This window comes from uncultured Parabacteroides sp., assembly GCF_905196875.1.
In the GTDB taxonomy this organism is placed as follows: Bacteria; Bacteroidota; Bacteroidia; order Bacteroidales; family Tannerellaceae; genus Parabacteroides.
In genome coordinates, this window is record NZ_CAJJWO010000046.1 from 1 (window position 1) to 26,000 (window position 26,000).

Here is a 26,000-nt window from a genome sequence, read left to right on the forward strand (position 1 = left end):
CGCGGGGAACTGGGGTTGCGTATGGCCGTAGGCTCTACCCGCCACGAGGTGCATCGACTGGTGACTGGTGAAGGATTGCTGATCCTTACCCTCGTCGCTATCCCGGCTCTGTTGCTCTGCTTCAACCTGGCTTACCTCGACTTCCTGAGTACAGACGTAATGCCGGTAACGGTGTTCCGCCTTGCACTCGTCAGCCTGCTGACCTGGGCTATCCTGGCGGCTACGATCATGCTTGCCGTCTGGTATCCCGCCCGCAAAGCAGCACGGCTCGAACCAGCCGAAGCCCTGCATTACGAATAACCCGGCCCCCGTACGGGCGGTTCGCGAACCGCCCTTCCCCGGAAGGCCCTGCAAATAGAATATTAACAACGACAACAAATATGTACAAACAATATCTCAAACAAGCCCTGGGCATGCTAAAGGAGAACAAGCTCCTGAGCCTGATCTCCATCCTGGGAACGGCACTGGCCATCTGTATGATTATGGTGATAGTCATCACCTACCAGATGCGGGTGAAGAACTATTCCCCCGAAGACAACCGCGACCGCAGCCTCTACATACGGTGGGGCGGCCGTACCTTCAACAGTAACAATTATGGTAACGGTTACCTATCGCTCCGTACCATTAAGGAATGCTTGCTTCCGCTGAAAACGCCCGAAGCTGTCTCCTTCTTCTCTCCTTGCCGCAGCCAGCTGGTCTCTTTGCCGGGCGGGAAGGAGAAGAAAGACTGCCTGATGCTGTTTACCGATGATGTATTCTGGAGGGTATTCAACTTCGACTTCATTTCCGGTAGCCCTTATACGCATGAAGAGGTGGCTTCGGGCATCAAAAAGGCGGTCATTACCGAGACGATGGCGCGCCGCCTCTATGGTACGGCCGATGCGGTGGGCAAGACCGTTATGATCAGCTACAAGCCCTATACTGTAAGCGGCGTAGTGAAGGACGTCTCCGTTATTGCCCGGACAGCCTATGCCGAGGTCTGGTTGCCTTACTCCTCTGTTGATGGGAATATGCTGGCCGACGACACCTGGGCGGAGAGTATCACCGGCTGGTTTCATGCCGTGATCCTGGCTCGCTCGCCTGCCGACTTCGCTTCGATCCGTACGGAGATGAACAATCTGCTGGCTGGTTATAACAGTTCGCTGAAGGAGTATAAACTGTCTCTCTATAATCAACCTGATACCCAACTGGAGCTAGTAATTAAGGGAGTGGGTGCCATTGGTCCTGACAAGACGAAGACGATCCTTCAGTATCTTCTTGTGATCGTTATCCTGCTCTTGGTTCCCGCCATCAACCTTTCGGGCATGACCCTCTCGCAGATGCGTAACCGCCTCTCGGAGATTGGTATCCGCAAGGCTTTCGGGGCGACCAAAGGGCGGTTGCTCGTGCAGATATTATCGGAGAATATGTTCCTTTCCCTATTGGGGGGAGCGGTCGGGTTGCTGCTGTCGTATATCGCTATCTACCTGATGCGCACCTGGCTGTTGAGTGGCAGTTTCGGGTCGATCTCTTCCGTGTTCGGGGGAACGCCGCTGTTGTCGGTATCCGAGCTGCTGAACCCGGTGATCTTCCTCTATGCTTTCCTGTTTTGCCTGGTGCTTAACCTGCTGTCGGCGGGGATACCGGCTTACCGGATGTCGCGCAAGAATGTCATCGAAGCCTTGAATGAATACTAACCCTAAATACACGAAGAAGATGATTAAACATATACTTAAACTGATCTGGAACCAGCGGAAGAGCAATAGCTGGTTGCTGGGGGAATTGTTGCTGGTGTTTGTCTGCCTGTGGTATATCGTCGACTACTTTCTGGTCGTCCTCTATACATTCAATGCTCCGGTAGGCTTTGAGCTCGATCATACCTACAACTTCCAGTTCAATACCCGTGAAGAAGGGGCGGAGGGGTATCTCACGGTAGCCGAACATCCGTCTTCCGTCGGGGAAGACCTGTGGGAGGCGATAGACAGGATACGACGTATGCCAGAGGTGGAGGAGGTTTCCTTTTCCCGGTTCGGTACTCCGTATAATACGATGGATAACTACATGTCGCTAAGATCCGATACGACCGGTTCCGAAGCAGTACCCTGCCGGCTCTATTATACGTCGCCCGACTATTTCGATGTCTACTGCATTCGTCCGGTATCGGGAAGTAAAGCCAGCCTGAAGGAGGGTATCGCTGCCCGTAAAGTTGTAATTACGGAAGATGCGGCAGAACGCCTGTTTCCCGGCAGGGAGGCTGTCGGACAAACTGTCTACACCGGCAACGACAACCAGACGCTGACGATTGGGGCTGTGAGCCGGACTGCCCGCGGTTCGGAGTTCAATAAGGTGAGGCCGCAGATATTCATGTATCTGTCGGAAGCGGATGTGAAGTCTTTCGGTGTGAATATGCTGCCGTGGGCGGAAGTCTCCGTAAGGGTAAAGCCGGAGGCGGACAAGGACTTTGCGGAAACATTCATGACACAGAAAAGCGATGGGGTGGAACTGGGTAACCTGTATCTCCAGAATATCACCCCACTGTCGAATATAAGGGAGGACGCCCTGCGGGACGGTAAAAGCGATATGAAGACCCGCATGTTCATCCTGTTCTTTCTCCTGTTGAATATCTTCCTGGGGATTGTCGGCACCTTCTGGTTCCGTACCCGGCAGCGGCAGGGAGAAATGGGGTTGCGTATGGCTCTGGGTTCTACCCGCAGGCAGCTGCGCATGGCTGTATTAGGGGAAGGGGTGATGCTTCTGACACTCGTGCTCATTCCCGCTTCGCTGATCTGTCTGAATATAGCGCTGGCAGACCTGACAAGTACCGGACTTATCGATAACACGGCAGGACGTTTCATAGGAGGAATTCTGCTTTCCTATCTGCTGATTGTCGGTATGATCATTGCCGGTATCTGGTATCCGGCCAACGAAGCAGCACGGCTCGAACCGGCGGAAGCGCTGCACTACGAATAATAGACACCGGATTTATTTATAACGACGAAGCCCGGATTTGTAGTGATTACATATCCGGGCTGTTTTTTATACTCTCTGTTGTCATCGGAAAGCTTCAGAAGTTCATCGAGGCATAAATGCCGAACTGCTTGTCGCCGGCAACCGGACTGATCGTCAGGTTATGTTTTTTGGCGAACGGGCGGGTAAAGATATAGGCACTTCCTGTACCTATCGCCGCTCCGGCGGCCACATCCCACCAGTCGTGCTTCTTGGCATACGTGCGGCTCCAGCCTACGTATGTGGCTACGGCATACGCCGGGATTCCCCATTTCCAACCGTAACGGCGTTGTATAAAAGCCGCCCCGGTGAAAGAAACCGAGGTGTGCATGGATGGAAACGAATGGTTATCGCTGCCGTCGGGACGTTCTTTCTTAACGATATACTTCAACGCATATGTCATTCCTAAAGTCGTTACTCCGGCAAATACCCCTTGTTTCAGCCCCTGCCAGTCCTGCAGAGCCAGTATGGTCGCCAGACTGGCAGCCGGTGTTACGAAAGCCAGCACATCGCCGGAGGTACGTACTGCCTTGCGGCTTCCGCTGATCTCTATTTCCTGTGCATGGGTGGTAAGGCAGGCGGCAAAAGCCAGCAGGACGATAAGAATGTGTTTGATAGGTTTCATATTTGTTTTATTGTTGATGTCGTTGATATGAACGGCATTTACCAGAACTTATTGTTCTCTGCGCTGTATTCGAAACCGGCAATGGCCAGTTTGTGGACAAGCATATCCTTGTCTACATCCATCTTAGTGCATAATTCATCGAGGGATGCATATCTGTCGCGCAGTTTCATGTTAACTACGCTGAAAAGCATCATCGGGTCTTCGGGAAGTTTCATTGTTTTGTTTAATTAATAAAGTGAATAATACAAATAACTGTTATTCGTTATGTTTTGTTTAAAACGTACGGGTTTCAGAGAAGGGCTACCAGCTTGGGGAAGAAGATGATCCCCCCTACGACGGCGGCTGCAATCGCCATCAGCAGGACGGCTCCGGCGGCCAGGTCTTTGGTGCGTTTGATGGCTTCGCTGTATTCGGGCGACACGAAGTCGGCTATCGCCTCCAGGGCCGAGTTGATTGCTTCGGCTGCCAGCACGGCACCGATCACGATCACTACGGCGATCCATTCCGTTTGTGAGATATCCAGCAGGAAGCCTGCTGCGATTACACAGACAGCGGCGAAGCAATGTATCCATGCATTATGCTCTTTCGTGACCAGTAAACGTATTCCGTTGAAGGCATACCGGAAACTTCGTAGCCGTTTGCGGAAAGTAAAACCATCGTTCTTCATATTCCAATCGGTTGAAGCCACAAAGATAGGTAAATTAATTAAAACCCGTTCATCGGGATCAATACTGTCGGTATCAATAACAGGAATCCGACGATCACCATCACCAGGATAAACTTCCAGGACCAGCCGAACCATTTGTCGTAAGGGATGCGGCTCACACCCAGTACGGCAATCAGTACGCCGGAGGTAGGGGTGATCAGGTTCGTGAAGCCATCGCCGAACTGGAAGGCCATCACCGTTGCCTGCTTCGACAGGCCGATCAACTCGGAGAACGGAGCCATGATAGGCATCGTCAGGGCGGCTTTCGCACTGCCCGAAGGAATCACCAGGTTGATCAGGGTCTGAATGATATACATCATACCGACGGTAGCCACCTGTCCGAGTCCTTCCATCCCTTTGGCGAGGTTGAAGAGGATTGTATCGATGATCTTTCCATCCTGCAGGATCACGATAATACCGCCTGCCAGTCCGACTACCAGGGCGGCACTCATAATATCTTTGCATCCGTCGAGGAAGAGTTTGACCAGTTCGTTCGGCGTGCGGTTGTTGGCTATTCCGGCTGCAATCCCCAGTACGAAGAACAGGGTCGCTATCTCCATGATATACCAGCCGTAGCCCATTACCCCGATGATAAGGTAAAAGATCGTAAAGAACAGCAGGTTCAGTATGTACAGGTGAACCGTTTTCCTCAGGGCAACGACCGAGGTCAGGACGAATGCGGCGGTGAGTATCGGTATTAAGGGCAATCCCTCGATCATGCTGTTTCCTATCCGTAAAGTCGTAAGCGGATAATAAACGGCGAAGGCGATCTGTGCCACCGTCAGCAGGACGAAGCTCATCCAGGCGGCTTTGGGCGTATGGTAAGTGACATCGAGCGAGGTATTGCTGTGCAGGTCGCGCCAGTACCGGTCTTCTTCGTAGACGGGGGAGAGTTTCGGGTTCTTCTTCACTTTGGCTGCATAACGCAGTATCCAGGTGAACCCGATACTGTTGATTACGAGCCAGCAGAAGAGGCGGTATTCTATCCCCGAGAAAAGCGGGATACCCGCCAGCCCCTGTGCTATACCGATCGTGAACGGATTGAGTATCGCCCCGGCAAAGCCCAGTCCGGCAGCAACGAACACCATACAGACCCCGGTGATCGAGTCGTACCCCATCGAGATCGCCATCGGTACCAGTACCAGGCAGAAGGCGATCGTCTCCTCACTCATGCCGAACACGGCACCGAATATACTGAACAGCAGCATGATCGAAGTAAGCAGGAAATTCTCTACACCGATCTTACGTATCAGCGGATTACTTTCCATCTTCCGGGCTTTCCTGAGGAAACTGACGGTGCCGATATCGAACGCCTTGCTGTCGTTCACGATCCAGAATGCCCCGCCGATAATCAGGATAAAGACGATAATGTCCGCCTTGTCGACAAAGCCTTTATAGAATGCGGAGAACACTTGCCAGGTCTGCGGAACCCTGTCCACCGTTTCGTAGACTACTGTTTTCTGTCCTGCATCGTCGATACTTTCGATATACTGTCCACCGGGAATGAACCAGGTCAGGGCGGCACAAAACAGGATGATGTAAAATATAATGACGTAAGTATGGGGTATCTGTCTTTTCTTCATGATTATTCTGTATCTGTTTCTTCTTCAATTTCTGTCAACGGCCCCAGTTCGGGGATGATGGCGCGGGCTTCACGGTCGCTCAACGTATCCACATCTTTCAGTTTTCGTTGGATGGCGCGGGTGCGGGTGCCCAATACCTCTTCTATCTGTCCGCTGGCCGTTTGCAGGTTCTTCTGTGCTTTTTCCAGCATGCCGCCTACCTTCTCGAACTCTTTCTTTACGGCACCGAGTATCGTCCAGACCTCGCCCGAATGCTTCTGTATCGCCAGGGTACGGAAGCCCATTTGCAGGCTGTTGAGGATGGCGGCCAGTGTCGTCGGACCTGTCACCACCACTTTATAAGTACGTTGCAACTCTTCCAGCAGGGCGGAACGGCGCACCACTTCGGCGTAAATGCCTTCGAAGGGAAGGAACATAATACCGAAATCAGTCGTAGCGGGAGGGTCGAGGTATTTGTCGGAGATATCTTTCGCCATCTTCTTGATGGTCGTTTCCAGTAGCTTGCCCGCTGCGTCGATCGCCTGTGGATCGGCGTTGTCGTAGGCTTCCAGTAGCTGTTCGTATATGTCTTTAGGGAATTTGGCGTCGATTGGGAGATAAACGTATTCGCGCATATCGTCGCGTCCCGGTAGCTTGACGGCAAATTCGACAACGGTATCCGATCCTTTGCGGGTATGGAAGTTCGCTTCGTACTGCTCCGGTGCCAGGATCTGTTCGAGCAGCATACAGAGTTGTATCTCTCCGATATTCCCCCGTGTCTTGACATTGCTTAGTACCCGTTTCAGTCCGCCTACATCCTGTGCCAGCGTCTGCATTTCGCCCAGTCCTTTTTGTACGCTTTCCAGCTGTTCGGTGACGAGGCGGAACGACTGGCCGATGCGGTCGTTCAATGTTTTCTGCAGTTTCTCGTCGACGGTGACGCGGATGTCTTCCAGTCGTTTTTCCGTATTGGCGATCAGCAGGCGTTGCTGTTCGTCGAGGTTGGCGAACTTTTCCCGTTGCAGGTTGTTGAAAGAAGCGATACCCCGGTCGAAAGCCTCGCGGAATTCGTTCATGGAACGGGTCAGTTCTTCCCGGTTGTCGCGGGCGACGATACGTCCTTCTTCCCGGTTCAGCCGGAAGTCTTCGCGAAAGTTTTTTTCGATGCGTTCGAAAGAACGTTGCATTTCGTCGAGCAGGCGTTTCAGTTCGTTTTGTGTATCGGAAGTGTCCTTTTTCGGACGGAATAAGATCTGTAAAATAATGATGATAAGAAGTCCGCAAATGATTAACCAATCCATGTCTTTTTATTTTGCGTCAAAGATAGAAAAACTGTGCTCTCATTAAGTAATTAAAAAGAGTTAAAAGAAAGAACATTATTCTTTAACTTTTGTTTTAGTGATACAAAGCAGCTTATATTTGTGAGCCGCTTTTAACGTAAAACATAAAATACTACAAAGATGGCAAAAATAGCATTTAAAGGTAGTGCCGTAAATACAAATGGCTCATTACCAGCAGTTGGAGCAGAGGCTCCGGATTTTAAAGGAGTAAAAAGCGACTTGTCTGAATTGTCTCTGAAAGAATTGAAAGGGAAAAATGTTGTGATCAATGTATTCCCCAGTCTGGATACAGCCGTATGTGCTGCATCGGTGAGACGCTTTAATAAAGAAGCTGCTTCTTTACCCAACACTGTGGTTCTGGCCGTATCGAAAGATTTGCCTTTTGCACATGGACGCTTCTGTACTACGGAAGGTATAGATAAAGTGATTACGCTTTCTGCATTCCGGGGTCCATGGTTTGAAGATAAGTACGGGATGCTGATGGTTGACGGTCCGCTGAAAGGGTTACTGGCCCGCGGTGTGATAGTAGTCGACGAAGCAGGAAAGGTCGTTTATGAGGAACTTGTTTCCGAGATCACGAACGAACCGAATTATGAAGCAGCTGTTGCTTCATTAAAAAATTAAGTAGATTATTGTTTTTCATTGGTTAAAGTTAAGGGTTAGTGTAGAAGGCTGTCGGATGTGAATCCCGCAGCCTTCGTTTTTTAAGAGTTTGATAATTCGGATTTTATTCGTATACTTGCAAACAAATTAATTCATCTTTATGTGTTCAATAACTTCTAAATCAGGCTTCGCTTACTTTGTGTAACGGCAGATAAGAGCCTTCTTATCTTTTGAGCCTTCGTTTTTTACTCCCCGGCAGACTGCGGGGATCGACTTTCTATACATATTTTATTTTAATTAAAAGAAGTTATGAATAACTGGAAAAGAGTATTCGCTATTATATGGACCGGTCAGTTCTTCTCTATCCTGACCAGCTCGATCGTTAATTTTGCAATCATCCTATGGCTTAGTTTCGAAACGAAATCGGCAGAGGTTTTGGCTTTTGCCGCTATTGCCGCCATGCTTCCGCAGTCGGTACTCGGTTTGTTTACGGGTATATTTATCGACCGTTGGAAGAGGAAGCGTGTTATGATTATGGCGGATAGCTTTATCGCTTTCTGTACCTTGATACTCGCCGTTTTGTTCTATCTGGATATAGCGAAGCTCGGTCATGTTTATATCCTGCTGGCTTTGCGTTCGGTCGGTTCGGCTTTTCATATGCCAGCGATGCAGGCGTCTGTTCCCTTGCTGGCTCCGAAGTCGGAGTTGATCCGTATAGCCGGGATCAATCAGATTATCCAATCGGCCTGTAATATTGCCGGGCCGGCGTTGGCTGCCCTTTTTATCTCTTTTATGGAGATGACGAATATCCTGCTGCTGGATGTGATCGGGGCGGCATTGGCCTGTACGTCCCTTTTGTTTGTGAAGATTCCTGATCCGGAGAATGAGGAAAGGAGTCAAAAGGTACAATTATGGAAAGAAGCCAAAGAAGCCTATACGGAGGTGCGTGCGCAGAACGGGTTGTCGTGGTTGTTTATCCTGTCTATTCTTGCCACTTTCTTTATTATGCCGGTAGGGGTATTGTTTCCGTTGATGACATTGGAGCATTACTCGGGGAATGCTTACCAGATCAGTCTGGTAGAAGCCGCCTGGGGGAGCGGTGCCTTGCTGGGAGGCGCTTTTCTGGGGATAAAGAAGTTTAGGCTGAATGAGATATCGTTGATTAACTGGATGTATATCCTGTTGGGTATCACCTTCCTGCTGTCGGGGGTGCTACCGGTTTCGGGGTATCCTCTGTTTGTCGGACTGACTGTGATAGGCGGTATATCCGGTGCCCTTTATATGGCTTCCTTTACAACAGTCATGCAGACCCGGATTAATCCGGTAGTGATGGGACGGGTATTCTCTTTTTATATGAGTGTCAGCCTGTTGCCGTCGATGATCGGATTGCTGAGTACCGGTTTCCTGGCGGATACGATCGGGATCGGGAATACGTTTATCATCGGCGGCGTGCTGGTAGGAGCGATTGGCTTGATTTCCTTTGTTTCTCCGGCTATAAAGAGTTTGAAAAAGAGTTTTGATCTTTTCCGCTCTGATCCGGATTGAGTGACTTATAATAGTTGATACGTTCTGTCCATGGGCGATATTCAAACGGGAAGACCTGTTGTTGTTCGGCCCATCGGTTCCACTTTTCTTCCAGGTCTTTTACTTTTTGAGGCTGTTGTGTTGCCTGGTCGTTTTCTTCGAACGGGTCGGTAGCCAGGTCGATCAGCTCCCAGGGCTGCTTGCCGTTGTTGCGAACTAGCTTCCAGCCGTCGGAAATGATAGCGCAGGAGCTTTGATGTTCGAAGAACAGGTCGCGCGGTTCCAATGCTTTGTTTTGTACGGCCGGTAAGAGGCTTCTGCCGTCAGTAGCACGCAATTGCTTATTGTTGAACTGTCCGGGGTATTCCGCCGAAGCTATCTCCAGGCAGGTAGGCATCACATCGATGATATGGCTGTATTCGCGGTTGAACTTCCCTTTGAGGACATTCTTTTGCGGATCGCCGTACATGACGATAAAAGGCGTACTGGTTCCGCCCTGGAAACACCATTGTTTGTAACTCCTGTAAGGTGTATTGTTGAGGTCGGCCATCAATTGCCCGATAAATCCTCCCTCGTTGGTCGAACCGTTATCGCTCAGGAAGAGAAATACCGTGTTTTCGTAGATCCCTTTTTCTTTGGTAGCGGCAATGACTTCCCCGATACCATCGTCCATTATCTCGATCATGGCGGCATAGGTAGCCATATCAGTTATCCATGCTTCCTGTTGTTCGGGCGTCAGGCTGGTCCATGCCGGCTGGCCGCCTTTAAACTCTTTCTGATGCAAAGGCAATGTCAGGTCGTCATCGAACAGTCCCATTGCCTTCTGGCGGTCGAAACGCTGTTGCCGCAGTACGTCATATCCTGCCTTATATCTTTCCCGGCATGCCTCGACCCGCTCTTTAGGGGCATGTAACGGCAGGTGAGGGGCATAATGGGCCAGGTACATAAACATCGGGACATCGGCGGGATGGTTACGAACGAAGCTGACAGCCGAATCTGTTATGGCCGTTGTATAATAATAATCGTCCGGAAGCTCCGTGATCCGCTGCGTACCGGAGTAGAGAGGCTTCGGCGTATAATAACTTCCCCCGCCGCTCAGGCAACCGTAATAGGTATCGAATCCCCGTTGCGTGGGATAGCTGCCGTTGGGTTTATCATATGCCCCCTCTACTGTCAGGTGCCATTTGCCGCTCATGTAGGTGGCATATCCGTTTGCTTTGAGTACTTCGGCGATTGTCGGATAATCAGCCGATATCTGTCCCCGGTAGCCGGGACGGTGTTCGTCGACCGCCGTCATCCATCCCATTCCCGCTTCATGCTGGTAACGTCCCGTCATCAGGGCCGCACGGCTGGGACAACTGCGTCCGGTGTTCTTGAACTGGCTGAAGCGTACTCCGTTTTCTCCCAGAAAGTCGATGTTGGGCGTATGAACCTCTCCACCGTAACATCCCAAATCGGAAAATCCCATATCATCGCACAGGATCAGGATAATGTTAGGATGCGTTTGACTGTCGGCATTTCTGGCTGCCGCAATTTGTGCTACCGAGACAATTGCCACGGAGCTTAATAGAATTTTATTCATCATGTTATCTAAGGTTATAATAGATATGGGGATAAAGTTACAGATAAGTTTTTATATAATTCTATCCGGCTTTGTAAAAGGTCTTCCCCCGGCAGGCGACGGGAGTCAACTTTAATAACGGTTGCACCCTCACGGGGAAATGCTCCGGCACAAGCAAGTCCAATCCTGACTCAAAGTATTCCATCCAACTCATTGACAATTTGTCCGTCGAAAAGATTGATGATGTAGTCGGCGTATGTGGCATCGTGCTGCGAGTGTGTCACCATGACGATAGTCGTTCCTTCGGCGTTCAACTGACTGAGCAGTTTCATTATTTCGAGACTGTTCTTGGAGTCGAGGTTGCCGGTCGGCTCGTCGGCCAAAATCAATTTAGGTTTGCCTACTACGGCGCGGGCGATGGCTACTCGTTGCTGTTGGCCTCCGGATAGTTGTTGCGGGTAATGTTTGGCGCGTTGGCTGAGGCGCACTTTGCGCAGGATGTCAAGTACTTGCTGCTTGCGTTCGGCTTTGGGTACGCCAAGGTATTTCAGTTGGAGGTCTATGTTTTCTTCCACCGTCAGCTCGTCGATGAGGTTAAAACTCTGGAAGACGAACCCGATACGTCCTTTGCGGTAACGGGTTCGGTCTTTCTCTTTCAAGTGTCCCATTTCTTCCCCATCCAACAGGTAGCTGCCTTCGTCCGGGTTGTCCAGCAGGCCGAGAATATGCAGCAAGGTCGATTTGCCGCATCCGCTTGGACCCATGATGGCGACGAACTCGCCCTTTTTCACTTCCATGCTTACGCCGTTGAGTGCGATGGTTTCTATTTCTTCCGTTCGGAAGCTTTTGCTGAGATTCTTTATTTTAATCATGACTTGTTTCGTTTTTTATAATGATGTTATCTGTTATATACTGTTTTTTATTCCGTCCGGATGCTTTTTATAGGGTTGCGGCGGGCGACTTTCAAAGTTTGACTGATGATTGACACGAAAGCGATGACTATGGTTGCCAAAACAGCCGCGGCTATGAGGTGCCACGGGAAGGCGATGCGGTTATAGAATGACTCCAAACTGATTTGAACCGCTTTCAAACTGATGGGCAGGGCGAAGCAGGCGGCAAGCAACGAGAGCGTCATGAACCGTTTGGAAAGTTCCCATACCGCACCGCTTGTTTCGGCTCCCATCACTTTGCACAAGGCAATCCGCTTGCTTTGCTGTTCGGTGTAGCTTATCGACATGGCAAACAATCCCATGGCAGAGATGAGGATGGAGATGGCCATGAAGCAAAGGACGAGCATCACGACGTTTTTTTCGTGTGTCAAATCTTTGTTCAGATAATCATCGATATAATCGGCTTCCAGGTCTTTCGGTATCCCGATCACCTCTTTGGACACTTCCCGACAGGTATGGCGGATGGCGGCCAGGGCTTCCGACCGGTCACCTCGGGTCCGGATGACTTGACTGATCACATAGCCTTGCGGATCCATCACCCCGACCGCTCCGTGCGAATCGGGTGTCGGAGTGCTTAACGGCATGAGTGAACGGTAATCACGGATAACACCACAGACGTTATACCGGTAGCCGCTCTCGTTGCCGTTCTTCCCGAAATGGGGGTTGTCGGCCGAAAGGTTGTAACGGCGGCAGGTCTCTTCCGTTACCCAAACCATGCCGGGTAGCGGGTCTGACCAGCGTTCTGCTACTTCGAAGCCCAACATCCGGAATGCTGTGCTGTCCACATCCGAGAGGTGGAGCCATGACATTCCCTCTTCGTCCGGCTGGCGTACGCCATCGTGGCCGCTGACGAAAGGCAGTTTCCGTGCCAACGCCACTTCTGTCACCTGGGGCAATGCCTGCAAACGTTTCTGGAGGATGGCTTGTTTGTCGTAGGTCGCTCCTAAATCCCAGGCCCGTACAAAGACCAGATCGGTATTATAACCGGTCGGCAGGGTAGCAAGGTAGTGTATTTGGACGGCCATTGTCAGCCCCAACGCAATGAGGAACGTGCTGATCACGTTCTGCACGATGATGAACAGGCGGCTGAACAGTTGCTTGTTTTGCAAGCGGAAGTTCCCCTTTACAATATCTATCGGGCTGTATTTACGGATGATGAGAGCCGGTAGTAATCCCGATATGCCGGTGATTCCGGCCAACAACAACAGGGCGTAGGCGACCGTTGCGGGAGAAAGCGATATGGCGATTTGGGTAGAGAGCAAGTATTCGAAATAGGGTTTGGCAATGACGGCAATGAGGCATCCGCCGATGAAGCACCCGGTTGTGAAGATTGCCGACTCGGCGAGGTAGCGCAATACGATTTGCCCGGCAGAATCGCCCATCAACCGGCGAGTTGCCATCTCATGTGCCCGCTTGCCGGTTTGCGACACGGTCAGGTTGATGTAGTTGAAGACGGCCGAAAGGAGCAAGATTATCGCGATGGCCAATAAGATTTGAACCTGTTTCCGTGTCCCGTTGCGGAAAGGAGTGTTATGGTTCATGGGTGAAAAGTATATTTCGTCCATGCGTGTGAGTGATGAACCCCACGCAAAGGAGTTTGTGCTGTTGTCTTCTTCCCAATAATCCCAATAACTTTTATAACTGTCGAGCAGTTTTCGGGTGACGTTGGCGGGTGTTGCCCCTTCCGCTAACGTGACGAACGTTTGGGTCTGACCGAAGTTATCCATCCAGGCATAAGTCTTTTCCTCCAATTTGATAGAGACCAGGAGGTCGACCGGTTTCAACAGTTCTGTCGGATCGAAGGCCGGGAGAATCCCGATGACCCGTAGCGGTGTTTGGTTCAGGTACATGATTGTGCGTCCGATAGGATTTTCATTACCGAATACTTTACGGGCGAACGGTTCGGAAATGACGGCCTCGTCTGTTCCGTTTAGCGCCTTGTCGCGGTTGCATCCGATGAGCGAATAGCCCAGCATCCGGAAGAAGTTGGAATCGACGGCAAGGCTGTTTGCCTGGTAGTAGTTGTTGTCTATGGTTAAGTCCGTCAACTCGCTGTTGATGAAGCGTGTCCATTCTTTTATTTCCGGAATGGAAGGGAATAATTCCGGGGCGGTACCGACTGTCATACCGATGTCATTGCCGTAGCCGATGGCATACAATTGCTGGGAGTATGGCTGTTTGTTACCGATATTGAATTCGGTTTTAGCGTATAGTGTTAAAAGGAGGACGACTCCCAATGCGATGGCCAGTCCGAAGAACTGGATAGCCGTGTAGAGCTTGTTGCGGCTGAGAAAAGTGAAGTACGATTTCATCTCTATTCTTTGTTTTGTTTGTTACAAATGTATAGGGTTGCCGTCATTCGGCAATGGATGGAAAGCACGGTTAGAGCAGTTTGTATGAAAATCATACACCTGTTTGTATGATATTCATACAGCCTTTTTCCGTACCTTTATCCCCGATAAATGAAGGTAATCTAAACGAATCGGATATGGCGAATTACGGGACGATATTGGTGGTGGATGATAATCCGGCGATTCTTACGGCAGTCAGGATCTGTTTGGCCGGTGAGTTTGACAAAGTATTGACGCTTGTTTCTCCCGACACGCTTCTTACGGTATTGGCACAAGAGGAGGTGGATGTGATTTTGCTCGACATGAACTTCACGCAAGGGGGAAACTCCGGACAAGACGGCTTGCTTTGGCTTCGGGCAATCCATAAGAAGCATCCGGCCATTCCGGTGGTGCTGGTGACGGCATACGCTGATATCAAATTGGCGGTGCGCGGGTTGAAGATGGGAGCGGCAGACTTTGTTACCAAGCCTTGGGACAACCAGGAGTTGATCCGTGTCTTGAAAGATGCGATTGATGCCGGCCGGAAAGTGGTTTCGTTGGAACAAGTCGAGGCGGAACATGTGCATAAGGTCGTGGAGCGTTGCCACGGCAACATCAGTCGGGCTGCCGAACTGTTGGGGATTACCCGGCAGACGTTGTATGCTAAAATGAAAAAACTATGATTCTGATAGTCTCTTTTTTGGTGGTCGTTGTTGTCTTCTTCGGGTGGTTCTATCGTCATCAGGTGTTGTTGAGAGACCGGGCACATCTGATGCGTGAGGCGATTCGCAACGGAGAGTTCACGTTCCGTCTTCCAGTGAAAGGTCTGTTCTTCGGAGAACGGGCGTTGCAGGAAGCCCTTAACGAAACAGGTAAGGATATAGGCGTGCTGCTTGCCCGCAACGAAGTGGAATCGTGGCAGCGCCTGACTCGTGTGCTCACCCATGAAATCATGAATGCTACGACACCGATTGCCAGCATCAGCCAGGCCTATTTGGATAACCCAGCGATTGCGGGGACGGTTTACGAGGAGGGAGTCCGTGCCATTCATGACACCAGCCGGGGGCTTGCCTTGTTTGTGGACAGTTACCGGAAATTGGCAGAGTTGCAGGAGCCGGTTCTTGTGGAGATCCCATTGGCCGCTTTCGTGGAAAGAATTCGGACGCTTTATCCGGATTTGGAGTGGCATATTTCAATCCCTTTGTCTGCCACGATGTTTACGGATGAGAATATGTTGCGCCAAGTGTTGATCAATCTGGTCAAGAATGCCTGCGAAGCAGGGGCGACGGCTATGGATGTGCGTTGGAATAAGGGGTTGTGGGTCAGCAACAACGGTGCGCCTATTCCGGCAGATGTCGAACGGGAGATTTTTGTTCCGTTCTTTACAACCAAAAAGAATGGTTCGGGTATCGGCTTGTCACTTTCCCGGCAGATGATGGTTCGGCAAGGCCGGGACCTTTGTTTGGCTGAACGGCCTGTGCCCGGTTTCCAGGTGACGTTTATTGTGTCTTAGTTTGAACAAAATCGAAGTGTTGTTATTAACATGAACGGCAACAGAAGATAAAAATATAGGATAAACTATTGCATATCTCCTTATATTTTATACCTTTAGTCCTGACTTAGTAATATCATCCTGTACACCCTGGCTGATTATCCTGTACACCCTGGTCGGCCAGCCTGTACACCTTATTCGATTATCCTGTACAGCCTGGTTTTACTAACTAGTAATCAATGATATAAAAGGTAGTAACCTTTGAAATAACTAGTAGTAATATTAAATCTAACAGAAAGGGAACCGCATGGCTGTAAGGTACAAACTCACAAAAATCAATGATAATATTACCGGCAAAGAGCAGGTAAAGTATTCGGTTACGACCGTAAGTTATGGTAATGTCAACCTCGATACGCTGGCAGAGCAAATGGCCAATGCCAGCACCTTCACGTATGGGGATGTTAAAGGGATGATCGAAAATCTGACTCTTTTGATATCGGAAGCCTTGAAAGAAGGCAATACGGTGACGATCGACGGTCTGGGCACCTTCTCTGTAACCGCTCAGCCGAACCGCGATGTGGAAGAACCGTCTAAAATCCGCGCTGAATCCATTAAACTGAAAGGGATAGGCTTCAAACCCAGTCCGAAGCTGAAAGACCGGCTGAGCGATATCGAGTTTACGAGGCTGAAATAAGATTGTACATAAAGTTTCAGGAATTTATCTGTTATCTGCCACTTTTTAAAGTAAATAGTTGAAAAATACTTTGTTGGGTATTGCAGATGATAGAGTGTTATCTGCAACTGTATCTGCCATCTGTCATCTGTATGTCTAATAAAATAACGGTATCTATGAAAATAACACAAGTAAAAGGTGATGGTAAGTCGCTGAAAAATATGGAGTTGGATCTTGTCATGGCTGCAATAGGAAATGGAGAGTACAGCCGGGAAATAGGCCTGTTAAGAGAATCGCTTATAAGCATAATGCCCGGAAACAAAAATGTCCATGCCGGAAAGATCCCCGTATTAATGTTTGCAGCCTTATTCAGGAAAAAAGATAATAGCCTGAATTTTAGTACATACAATGGTCTTGTGTTGGTGCAGGTTAATAATCTGGCCGATAGTGGGGAAGTGGCAAGGATAAAGAAACTGGCTTCGGAAGCTCCGCAAACATTGGCTGCTTTTACGGGATCGAGTGGTAAAAGTGTAAAAATTTTGCTTCCGTTTATGTTGCCGGATGGTTCTTTACCGCAAACGAAAGAGTTGGCAGAGCTCTTTCATGCGTCGGCTTGCCGTCGTGCGGTGAACTATTACCGTGCTCAGTTACAATGGGATATCCCTTTTGAAAACCAGTCTTTGGAACAGGGATGCAGACATTCGTACGATCCGGAAGTCTATTATAACTCTTCGGCTATCCCGCTGACACAAGAGCAACCGATGCAATTGGTTGCTGAAACTACTTATAGGGAGGCAGTCGGAAAAAACGAAGACCCTTTATTGCGGTTAATGCCTGGTTATGAGCGTAGCCATATTATTTCCCGCTTATATAATGCTTGTGTGCTGGATGCTTTGGATAAGACCGGTGGCTTGGATGAGGGAAAAGAGGTCAGGCCTTTTCTGATCCGGTTAGCCGAGAACTGTTTCCATTCGGGTATCCCGGAAGAAGATGCTGTCCGCTGGACGATGATATACCAGGATCTGAAGTTTTTTGAGGAAGAAATAAGGGAAACGATACATACGGCTTATTTGTTATCCAGAAATTTCGGGAAGAAATTTTCTATTCCCCAGGAACAGTTGATGGCTGTTAAAACAGATGAGTTTATGAAACGGCGTTATGAATTCCGCCGGAATATGCTGACCGGAGATGTGGAGTTCCGTGCCCGCGGTTCTTATTATATCCGGTTTGCTCCGGTAACGGATACCGTCTTGAACAGTATCGGGCTGAATGCTCAGTCCGAGGGACTGGCTTTGTGGGACAGGGATGTGAAGCGGTATGTTTATTCGGATCGTGCACCTGTTTTTCATCCGTTGGATGACTTTCTGGATCATTTGCCGGTCTGGGACGGAAAAGATCATATCCGTGCTTTGGCGGATATGTTACCGACCGGCAATCCGCATTGGAGGGATTTGTTTTATATTTGGTTTTTGAGTATGGTTATGCATTGGCGCAGGCGTGAACATCTGCATGCGAACAGTTCGTTGCCGTTACTAGTGGGCCCGCAAGGATGTGGCAAGTCTACCTGGTGCCGGAATTTGTTGCCTCCTTCTTTGCGTATATATTATACCGATAGCATTGATTTCGGTAACAAGCGGAATGCGGAATTGATGTTAAGCCGCTTTGCCCTTATTAATATCGACGAGTTCGATTCGGTTAGTTCCGCTTACCAGAGTTTTTTGAAACATGTCCTGCAAAAGCCGGTGGTCAATGCCCGTCAGCCTTATAAGCGGAGTGTCGACGCGTTGCATCGTTATGCCTCTTTCATTGCTACCTGCAATAATTACGATTTATTGTCTGATCCTACCGGAAGCCGCCGTTTTATTTGTATTGAAATAACCGGTACGATCAATAATTCATCTGCAATAGATTACGAGCAGTTGTATGCACAGGCGTCGGCTGCTTTAGCAGCGGGCGAGCGTTATTGGTTTACTTCCGAAGAAGAGTTTTCAACGACAAAAAGTAATGAGGCTTTTCAGCAAATGCCTGTCGAAGAGCAATTGCTTCTGCAATATTTCCGTCCCGCTTTACCGGATGAGGAAAGCGAATGTCTTTCTCCGATTGAAATAATCCTTTATCTGCAAAAGATGAGTGGTGTGAAGCTGGGGAACAAACGATTGTCTTATTTCGGTCGTTTGTTGCAGAAAAACAAGTATCCTTCCCGGCGTACCAAGCGTGGAACTTGTTATTTTGTGGTGAAGATAGGGTAAGGGTAGTGACAGATGGCAGATGGGGTTGCAGATGAAATAGGTCGTCTGCAATCAGGTTAGTGTCATGTATATAATGTGTTATGTGTGTTTGTTGCAGATGGCAGACGAAAATCAGAAAAATATTGTGTGATAGTGCTAATGCCGAAACTTAATGGCTTATAGATATTATATATGAAGTAATCAGTAAATTTGTCTCTGAATAATAAGAAAATATGTAATGAACAAAAAGATACTTCAACTGGCAATTCCTTCTATCGTTTCAAATATAACCGTGCCTTTATTGGGGCTGATTGATGTCGCTATTGTTGGTCATTTAGGATCGGCGGCTTATATCGGAGCGATCGCGGTAGGGGGAATGTTGTTCAATATCATTTATTGGCTGTTCGGATTCCTGCGGATGGGGACGAGTGGAATGACTTCGCAGGCTTTTGGGCGGCGTGACCTGGAAGAGGTGACGCGGGTTTTGCTGCGGGCGGTGGCGGTAGGGGGCTTTATTGCGTTGTGTCTGCTGTTGTTGCAATATCCGATCCGGGCGATCGCTTTCCATCTGATCGATGCAACGCCGGAGGTACGGCAGCTGGCTACGGTTTATTTTAATATTTGTGTCTGGGGGGCTCCCGCCGTATTAGGACTGTACGGGTTTGCCGGCTGGTTTATAGGGATGCAGAATTCCCGTTTCCCGATGTTTATAGCGATCACGCAGAATGTGGTGAATATCGTGGCGAGTCTGGCTTTTGTGTTCCTGTTGGATATGAAGATTACAGGGGTGGCTTTAGGAACGTTGATTGCCCAGTATGCGGGATTGTTCATGGCTTTATTGCTTTGGTTACGATATTATGGCAGGTTGAAGATCGCTTTCCGGTGGAGTGAGATCGTGGGTAGGACGGCTATGCGCAGGTTCTTCGAGGTGAATAGCGATATCTTTTTCCGTACCTTGTGCCTGGTGGTTGTCACTACCTTCTTTACGTCGACAGGTGCCCGGCAGGGGGATGTGGTGCTGGCGGTGAATACCTTGTTGATGCAGTTATTCACCTTGTTTTCTTATATCATGGATGGCTTTGCCTATGCCGGTGAAGCGATGACCGGACGGTATATCGGAGCGCAGAACCGGAGCGGATTGCAAAAGATGATCCGTCTGTTGTTTCGTTGGGGCTGGGGATTGTCGTTAGCATTTACCATCCTGTACATGATAGGAGGGCAGGGCTTCCTGGGATTGCTGACGAATGACACAACTGTTATCGAGGCAGCAGGAACCTATTATTATTGGGTATTAGCTGTTCCTCTGGCCGGCTTTGCCGCTTTCCTCTGGGACGGCATCCTGATCGGTGCCACGGCCACCCGCCTGATGCTTTATTCGATGCTGGTGGCTTCAGGAATGTTTTTCGTTATCTATTATCTGTTTTATGCATCCATGGGTAACCATGCATTGTGGATGGCATTCCTTATTTATTTATCGATGCGGGGGATTATTCAATGGATATTATGGCATCGAAAACCCAGGCCTTCGTAGGGGCGGGTTCTAAACCCGCCCAATATAAATAATCATTTTTCAAATAATTTGTCATCCTCCCATTTCTCAGGGTTATTCATAATATACCAGTATATATTATTATATGATATATCGTTTCGTATAATATGTTCATAATAATTACGTTGCCATACAGATCCCTGTTTACCCGATAATTGGTTTATACGACGACTAGAAAACGTTTTGAATTGGCGGATAATTTCTGATAAACTATGATTGGGGGATTTTTGGGCAGGTTTGGAACCTGCCCCTACAGGGACTATGATTTCGATAATGGCATGAAAATGATTGGGCATGATGCAGAATATATCTAGTATGATATTGGAATTATGATTAGGTAAATCTAACCATGTTTTTTCAATCATTTTACCATTTTCGTTTAATTTCATTACTCCACAGGTTATTTTTCCGAATATATTTAATCGGTTTTGCACACACACCGTTACAAAATATAAACCTTCCTGGGAATAATCGTAGCCTTGCAGGCGGATGCTGCGACGATGATGTAATTGGTGGGGATCGTAATTGTTCATAGTTATTCTTCTTTTGGTTGTGATGGCACAAATGTATAAAAGAAAAGCCGAATATCAAATGATACCCGGCTTTTTATGGAGAAAACAATATCTATTATTGTCTGTAGTTTGCTAATTCCTCAGCGTTGAACTTGTCGATGAAGTTGCTGTGTTTTTCCACTTCGGCTTCTGTGTAATTCAGATAAACAACGGCTGATTTGGCGAACAATTCAGGTGCTTTTGTTGCATCCTGGATCAACAAGTGAGCCATGATACAATCGGCTGCCATTTCGTATAGGCGACGGGCAACGAAGTCGAGCAGTTCCTGGTTCTGTGCATCCTTCACTTTGTTCATGCAGGCTTCGAGCTTGTTAGCCATTTCGACTAAACGGGCTTTCAGCGGTTCCATTTCTGCCGAACAGGGGATTGCTTCGAATTCGCGGATAGTAGCCAGATAAGAGCCGTTTGTTACATAACGGATAGCGGCAACGGTCTGCAACTGTGTCGTACCTTCGTAGATGGAAGTGATACGGGCGTCACGATAGATACGCTGGCAAGCATATTCCAACATGAAACCTGATCCGCCGTGGATCTGGATACAATCGTATGCATTCTGGTTTGCATATTCGGAGTTCATACCTTTTGCCAGCGGTGTGAATGAATCGGCCAACTTTGCATACTTTTTCTGTTCCTGACGTTCTTCCGGAGTCAGCTTGCGTTCGTGTGAAACTTCATCCAACGCTTTATAGATATCCACATAACGGGAAGTCTGATACAACAGGGCACGACCAGCATCCAATTTAGCCTTCATGATAGAAAGCATGTCATAAACAGCCGGGAAGTCGATGATCGCTTTGCCGAACTGTTTACGTTCTTTGGCATAAGCCAATCCTTCGTTGTAGGCAGCCTGGCTCAAACCGACAGACTGAGCGGCGATACCCAGACGGGCACCGTTCATCAACGCCATTACGTATTTGATCAAACCTAATTTACGGTCACCGCAAAGTTCAGCTTTTGCATTCTTGTAAACCAGTTCGCAAGTAGGAGATCCGTGGATACCCAGTTTGTTTTCAATACGGCGAACATCTACACCACCCTGTTTCTTGTCGTAGATGAACATAGACAGACCGCGTCCGTCTTTCGTTCCTTCTTCCGAACGGGCCAGTACCAGGTGCAGATCGGCATCCCCATTGGTGATAAACCGTTTTACACCATTCAGGCGCCAGCAGTTTTCTTTTTCGTCGAACGTTGCTTTCAGCATAACGGACTGCAAGTCCGAACCGGCATCCGGTTCCGTCAGGTCCATCGACATGGTTTCGCCGGCGCAGATACGCGGGATGAAACGTTCGTGCTGATCTTCGTTTCCGAATTCATATAATGTTTCGATACAATCCTGAAGCGACCAGATGTTTCCGAATCCGGCATCAGCAGCAGCAACGATCTCAGCACACATCGTGTACGGAGTGATCGGGAAGTTCAAACCACCGAAACGGCGCGGCATGGTCATACCGTTGAGGCCGGCTTTAACCATTGCATCCAGATTCTGTTTCGTGCCCGAAGCATATTCCACACGACCGTCAGCACAATGAGGACCTTCTTCGTCCACACCTTCAGCGTTGGGGGCAATGATCTCGCCGGTGATTTCGCCGGTGATTTCAAGCACTTTGTCGAATGAATCCATGGCATCGGCATAATCCTGCGGTGCGTAGTCGAACTCTTCTTTATCTCTGTAATTGCGTTCTTTCAGTTCGCAAATACGTTCCATCATCGGATTGTTCAAGTGATACTTGAGTTCCGGTATGTCTGTATAATAATTTGCCATCTCTTTACTTGCTGTTCTGTTTGTAATATTTAATCATCTTCGGGATCACTTCTTCAACCGTGCCGTTGATAACATAGTCGGCGATCGTGTTGATCGGAGCGTTCTCGTCGTTGTTGATAGAGATGATGATACCTGCATCCTGCATACCTGCAATGTGCTGTATCTGTCCGGAGATACCGCAAGCGATATATAATTTCGGACGAACGGTTACACCTGTCTGGCCGATCTGACGGTCGTGGTCGCAGAAACCGGCATCGACGGCTGCACGGCTGGCACCTACTTCGGCATGAAGTTCCTTAGCCAGTTCGAACAATTTGTCGAATCCTTCCCTCGAACCCATTCCGTAACCGCCGGCGATGACGATCGGAGAGCCTTTCAGGTTATGTTTTGCCTTTTCTACATGACGGTCGATCACTTTCACTACATAGTCCGTTTCGGGAACGAATTTAGCTACGTCGTGGCGGATCACTTCACCTTTATAATTAGCATCCAGGATCTCTTTCTTCATCACTCCTTCGCGAACGGTAGCCATCTGGGGACGGTGTTCCGGGTTGATGATGGTTGCAACGATGTTACCACCGAAAGCAGGACGGATCTGATACAACAGGTTTTCATACGTGATACCTGCACGCTTATCTTCGTGAGGACCGATCTCCAGAGAAGTACAGTCGGCAGTCAGACCGCTGGTCAGTGCAGAAGATACGCGCGGACCCAGGTCGCGGCCAATAACGGTAGCACCCATCAGGCAGATCTGCGGTTTTTCTTCCTTGAACAGGTTGATCAGGACAGAAGAATGGGGCAGGGATGTGTAAGGGAACAAGCCCGGTGCATCGAACACATGCAGTTTGTCGACACCATAAGGCAACACCTGGCTTTCTATACCTTCGAGGCCGCTACCGGCAACAATCGCTTCCAGCTGGCAACCTAACTGATTCGCTAACTTACGACCTTTGGTCAGAAGTTCGAGACTTACATCGGCAATGGTTGTGCCTTCAATCTCACAATATACAAATACGTTATTCATAATCTTATCCGATGGTATGGTTAGCTAACAGTTCAACAATCATCTCTTCTATATCCTTATCCGCGCTGGTCAGTGTTTTGCTTTCCTTTGCCTGGAACACGATATTCTGTATAGTCTTTACCTTTGTAGGTGAACCGGACAGACCGCATTGTGTCAGATCTCCGTTTACATCGTTCACGCTCCATTCCTGGATATTCAGATACGGGCGTTTCTCGTAGAGATCGGCGTACGGCAGTTCGCTTGGAATATCAGGATGGCAAGCTGTCGGGTGAGCAGCTTTTTCCTGTGCACCCATGGCACGTTTGTATTTCTGTACCAGTCGGGCATTGCGCGGACGGCAGGGAGCTGCCGAGCCGTTTACAGTAATGACGATAGGCAGCGGACCTTCTACGGTTTCCACACCTCCGTCGATATGACGTTTAACGGTGATACGGCGTGCTGCTTCATCCACATTCAGGATTTCTTCAGCGTAAGTGATCTGTGTCAATCCCAGTTTTTCTGCTACCTGGGGACCAACCTGTGCTGTATCTCCGTCGATAGCCTGACGGCCACCGATGATGATGTCATAATCATTAATTTTTTTGATAGCCGTAGCCAAAGCGTATGAAGTAGCCAATGTATCGGCTCCGGCAAAGGCGCGGTCGGTTAACAAAAAGCCGCCGTCTGCTCCGCGGTATAAACCTTCACGGATGATTTCGGCGGCACGTCCCGGGCCCATAGTCAGCAATGTCACAGTTGATCCGGGGTAGGCATCTTTCAGGCGCAGGGCCTGCTCCAATGCATTCAGGTCTTCCGGGTTAAAGATGGCGGGAAGTGCGGCACGGTTTACCGTTCCGTCTTCTTTCATCGCATCCTTTCCCACGTTGCGTGTGTCCGGAACCTGCTTCGCTAAAACAATAATTCTTAAACTCATATTAATAGGAATATTAGATTTCTATTGTCTGAAAATTAGTCGGTAATTAGTTAAAAAATTACCGATTGCAAAAGTAGTCAAACATTCTTTATAACAAAGAACTTTAACCTGAAATGTGCACACTTTAGGGTTTTTTGAGCATGCGGCGTGACTATTATTTATTAACTTTTGAGGTATCGAGACGCTTTACTATCTGGCCGTAAACGATCAGGGCTAATGCGGATACCAGTGCGATCGCTCCGAAATAATACCATATGTAATGTGCGTGTGCACTGGCAGCAACCCATTCTTCATGAGTCGCAAACAGCGTCGGTTCCGGGCAATATTTGCTTAACAGGTAACCTGATAAACCGAATCCGAGAATGGACGACAGAAAAGAGTGTAGATGACTAAATCCAAGATACAGGCCTTCTTCCCCTTTCGGTGCCTGCAACGAGAAATATTCGAGGAAACGGGGTGAAATGAATGTCTCGGCCAGTCCCTGGAAAACAATACCGACTACCATCATAAAAGCTACCGGATGCATACCCAGAATCGTCGTGTTTCCTTCCAGCATATTTCCGTATGCCATACAAAGGGCCGATACCGGCATAATGAACATACCGAATGTCATGGATGTCAGTGCTGTTTTTTTACGCATTAACTGAGTGACCAAGTTTACTGTTAATACGACTACCAACGGATTGACATTGGCATACCAGGAGGGAGAGGCTCCTTCGCCTGCCAGACGTAAAACATATTTAGGCATGGTGGCATATAATTGATGTTGTACCATCCAGAAACCGGTGATAATAAGGATCAGGGTAATCAGTCGTCCGTTGGTGCAGACTTTGATCAATGCAACCCATATTTGTCTGAAAGTTTTTCCTTCGCCCGAATGCTGGCTACTTTTATAAAAGAACCAGATGGCTATCAAAGCAAGGAATGTCATCGATGCCGAGAAATAGTTGAGGGTAATCAACCCTTCGTTCCCTAATGCTTCGCGCAACGGTTTTACGATGGTCTTACCCGAGAAGGCTCCGATATTGACCATGGCATAGAAGATGGAGAAACCTTTGGCACGGGTTTCGGGGGTTGTTTCTTTGGCTACTGTTCCGGAGATCACACTTTTGATAAATGAACCGCCGATAACGATTAATGCCATGATCGGAATAATACCGTATCGAAGATTACTTTCCAGTAATCCTTTGAATGTAGTAGTTGTTCCATACTCGACGAGGCCGGCCGATTGCAACCAGGTAGGATAAACCCCTAGTCCGGCATAACCGATAGTCAGTAATGTAAATGCCAGCAGCATGGAGTTGCGGAAACCGATTTTGTCGGCCAGTGCTCCTGCAAATGTGGGGAGCAGGTAAAGGAAGGCGGAGAATGTTCCGGCAATAGTTGCCGCCTGGATATCGTTAAATCCGAGAATGCGGCTGAGGTAGAGTGTTATTACGATAAATACGCCATAGTAGGCTGCACGTTCAAAAAGTTCGACGGTGTTGGCAACCCAAAACGCTTTACTAAATTTGATTTTCTCTTTCTTTGCTGTCGTGTTCATGTGATAGTTGTTAGTTTATAGAATTTAGAATAGAAATGTAAAACGCAGGTATAAGCAG

23 protein-coding genes are annotated in these 26,000 nt (G+C 48.6%); 10 read left to right on the plus strand and 13 right to left on the minus strand.

Translation table 11 applies throughout. The features are described from left to right. From QZ076_RS14760 to QZ076_RS14770, 3 genes are all read left to right on the plus strand, one after another. A partial coding sequence (locus tag QZ076_RS14760; RefSeq protein WP_293714300.1) for an FtsX-like permease family protein occupies positions 1 to 300 on the plus strand: 300 nt, incomplete at its 5' end. A gap of 80 nt (positions 301 to 380) precedes the next feature. Then, the gene (locus QZ076_RS14765) at positions 381 to 1,676 is read left to right on the plus strand and encodes an ABC transporter permease (protein WP_293714302.1); all 1,296 of its coding nucleotides are present in this window, start codon (positions 381 to 383) and stop codon (positions 1,674 to 1,676) included. Positions 1,677 to 1,695: 19 nt separating this feature from the next. Then, positions 1,696 to 2,949 (plus strand): ABC transporter permease, encoded by a 1,254-nt coding sequence (locus QZ076_RS14770; protein ID WP_293714304.1) that lies wholly within the window; start codon positions 1,696 to 1,698, stop codon positions 2,947 to 2,949. Positions 2,950 to 3,043: 94 nt separating this feature from the next. Here QZ076_RS14770 and QZ076_RS14775 read toward each other — a convergent pair whose 3' ends face one another. From QZ076_RS14775 to rmuC, 5 genes are all read right to left on the minus strand, one after another. Further along, complete coding sequence (locus QZ076_RS14775) at positions 3,044 to 3,610, minus strand: phosphatase PAP2 family protein (protein ID WP_293714306.1); 567 nt, start codon at positions 3,608 to 3,610, stop codon at positions 3,044 to 3,046. 38 nt (positions 3,611 to 3,648) lie between these two features. After that, entirely contained in the window at positions 3,649 to 3,825 is a 177-nt protein-coding gene (locus tag QZ076_RS14780; protein WP_293714308.1) for a DUF4250 domain-containing protein, read from the minus strand. A gap of 74 nt (positions 3,826 to 3,899) precedes the next feature. Continuing rightward, positions 3,900 to 4,277, minus strand: a complete 378-nt coding sequence (locus QZ076_RS14785; protein WP_293714310.1) for a diacylglycerol kinase family protein — start codon at positions 4,275 to 4,277, stop codon at positions 3,900 to 3,902. 38 nt (positions 4,278 to 4,315) lie between these two features. Next, positions 4,316 to 5,899, minus strand: a complete 1,584-nt coding sequence (locus tag QZ076_RS14790; RefSeq protein ID WP_293714312.1) for an AbgT family transporter — start codon at positions 5,897 to 5,899, stop codon at positions 4,316 to 4,318. 2 nt (positions 5,900 to 5,901) lie between these two features. Further along, a complete protein-coding gene (rmuC, locus tag QZ076_RS14795; protein ID WP_293714315.1) occupies positions 5,902 to 7,179 on the minus strand; it encodes a DNA recombination protein RmuC in 1,278 nt (425 codons plus the stop codon). A gap of 159 nt (positions 7,180 to 7,338) precedes the next feature. On the opposite strand from rmuC, the gene tpx reads away from it, so the two are divergent. Continuing rightward, positions 7,339 to 7,842 (plus strand): thiol peroxidase, encoded by a 504-nt coding sequence (tpx, locus tag QZ076_RS14800; protein ID WP_293714317.1) that lies wholly within the window; start codon positions 7,339 to 7,341, stop codon positions 7,840 to 7,842. A gap of 288 nt (positions 7,843 to 8,130) precedes the next feature. After that, positions 8,131 to 9,366, plus strand: a complete 1,236-nt coding sequence (locus tag QZ076_RS14805; RefSeq protein WP_293714319.1) for an MFS transporter — start codon at positions 8,131 to 8,133, stop codon at positions 9,364 to 9,366. On the opposite strand, the gene QZ076_RS14810 is transcribed toward QZ076_RS14805, so the two are convergent. From QZ076_RS14810 to QZ076_RS14820, 3 genes are all read right to left on the minus strand, one after another. Beyond that, positions 9,314 to 10,930 carry an arylsulfatase gene (locus QZ076_RS14810; RefSeq protein ID WP_293714321.1) on the minus strand — a complete coding sequence of 539 codons (1,617 nt, stop codon included), beginning with the start codon at positions 10,928 to 10,930 and terminating at the stop codon, positions 9,314 to 9,316. The two genes, QZ076_RS14805 and QZ076_RS14810, sit on opposite strands and share 53 nt — an antisense overlap. A 167-nt stretch (positions 10,931 to 11,097) precedes the next feature. Beyond that, positions 11,098 to 11,778 carry an ABC transporter ATP-binding protein gene (locus tag QZ076_RS14815; protein WP_007653611.1) on the minus strand — a complete coding sequence of 227 codons (681 nt, stop codon included), beginning with the start codon at positions 11,776 to 11,778 and terminating at the stop codon, positions 11,098 to 11,100. Positions 11,779 to 11,825: 47 nt separating this feature from the next. Then, positions 11,826 to 14,168, minus strand: a complete 2,343-nt coding sequence (locus tag QZ076_RS14820; RefSeq protein WP_293714324.1) for an FtsX-like permease family protein — start codon at positions 14,166 to 14,168, stop codon at positions 11,826 to 11,828. 176 nt (positions 14,169 to 14,344) lie between these two features. On the opposite strand from QZ076_RS14820, the gene QZ076_RS14825 reads away from it, so the two are divergent. From QZ076_RS14825 to QZ076_RS14845, 5 genes are all read left to right on the plus strand, one after another. Continuing rightward, positions 14,345 to 14,869, plus strand: coding sequence for a response regulator (locus QZ076_RS14825; protein ID WP_046150452.1), 525 nt, complete (start codon positions 14,345 to 14,347; stop codon positions 14,867 to 14,869). After that, on the plus strand, positions 14,866 to 15,699 hold the full coding sequence (locus QZ076_RS14830; protein ID WP_365325836.1) for a HAMP domain-containing sensor histidine kinase: 834 nt from the start codon (positions 14,866 to 14,868) through the stop codon (positions 15,697 to 15,699). The genes QZ076_RS14825 and QZ076_RS14830 overlap by 4 nt, the downstream gene beginning before the upstream one ends. 286 nt (positions 15,700 to 15,985) lie before the next feature. Then, on the plus strand, positions 15,986 to 16,372 hold the full coding sequence (locus QZ076_RS14835) for an HU family DNA-binding protein (RefSeq protein WP_293714328.1): 387 nt from the start codon (positions 15,986 to 15,988) through the stop codon (positions 16,370 to 16,372). A gap of 155 nt (positions 16,373 to 16,527) precedes the next feature. Then, the gene (locus tag QZ076_RS14840; protein WP_293714330.1) at positions 16,528 to 18,600 is read left to right on the plus strand and encodes a BT4734/BF3469 family protein; all 2,073 of its coding nucleotides are present in this window, start codon (positions 16,528 to 16,530) and stop codon (positions 18,598 to 18,600) included. A 217-nt stretch (positions 18,601 to 18,817) separates the two neighbouring features. Next, the gene (locus tag QZ076_RS14845; RefSeq protein ID WP_293714332.1) at positions 18,818 to 20,110 is read left to right on the plus strand and encodes an MATE family efflux transporter; all 1,293 of its coding nucleotides are present in this window, start codon (positions 18,818 to 18,820) and stop codon (positions 20,108 to 20,110) included. A gap of 32 nt (positions 20,111 to 20,142) precedes the next feature. On the opposite strand, the gene QZ076_RS14850 is transcribed toward QZ076_RS14845, so the two are convergent. The 5 genes from QZ076_RS14850 to QZ076_RS14870 form a co-directional block, all read right to left on the minus strand. After that, positions 20,143 to 20,661 (minus strand): transposase, encoded by a 519-nt coding sequence (locus tag QZ076_RS14850; RefSeq protein WP_293714334.1) that lies wholly within the window; start codon positions 20,659 to 20,661, stop codon positions 20,143 to 20,145. A 94-nt stretch (positions 20,662 to 20,755) separates the two neighbouring features. Further along, positions 20,756 to 22,462: an acyl-CoA dehydrogenase family protein gene (locus QZ076_RS14855; protein WP_293714336.1), complete on the minus strand. Its 1,707-nt coding sequence runs from the start codon at positions 22,460 to 22,462 to the stop codon at positions 20,756 to 20,758. A 4-nt stretch (positions 22,463 to 22,466) separates the two neighbouring features. Continuing rightward, a complete protein-coding gene (locus QZ076_RS14860) occupies positions 22,467 to 23,486 on the minus strand; it encodes an electron transfer flavoprotein subunit alpha/FixB family protein (RefSeq protein WP_293714338.1) in 1,020 nt (339 codons plus the stop codon). 4 nt (positions 23,487 to 23,490) lie between these two features. Then, on the minus strand, positions 23,491 to 24,399 hold the full coding sequence (locus tag QZ076_RS14865; protein ID WP_293714340.1) for an electron transfer flavoprotein subunit beta/FixA family protein: 909 nt from the start codon (positions 24,397 to 24,399) through the stop codon (positions 23,491 to 23,493). Positions 24,400 to 24,553: 154 nt separating this feature from the next. Then, positions 24,554 to 25,942, minus strand: coding sequence for an MFS transporter (locus QZ076_RS14870; protein WP_293714342.1), 1,389 nt, complete (start codon positions 25,940 to 25,942; stop codon positions 24,554 to 24,556). Between the last annotated feature and the right edge of the window lie 58 nt (positions 25,943 to 26,000).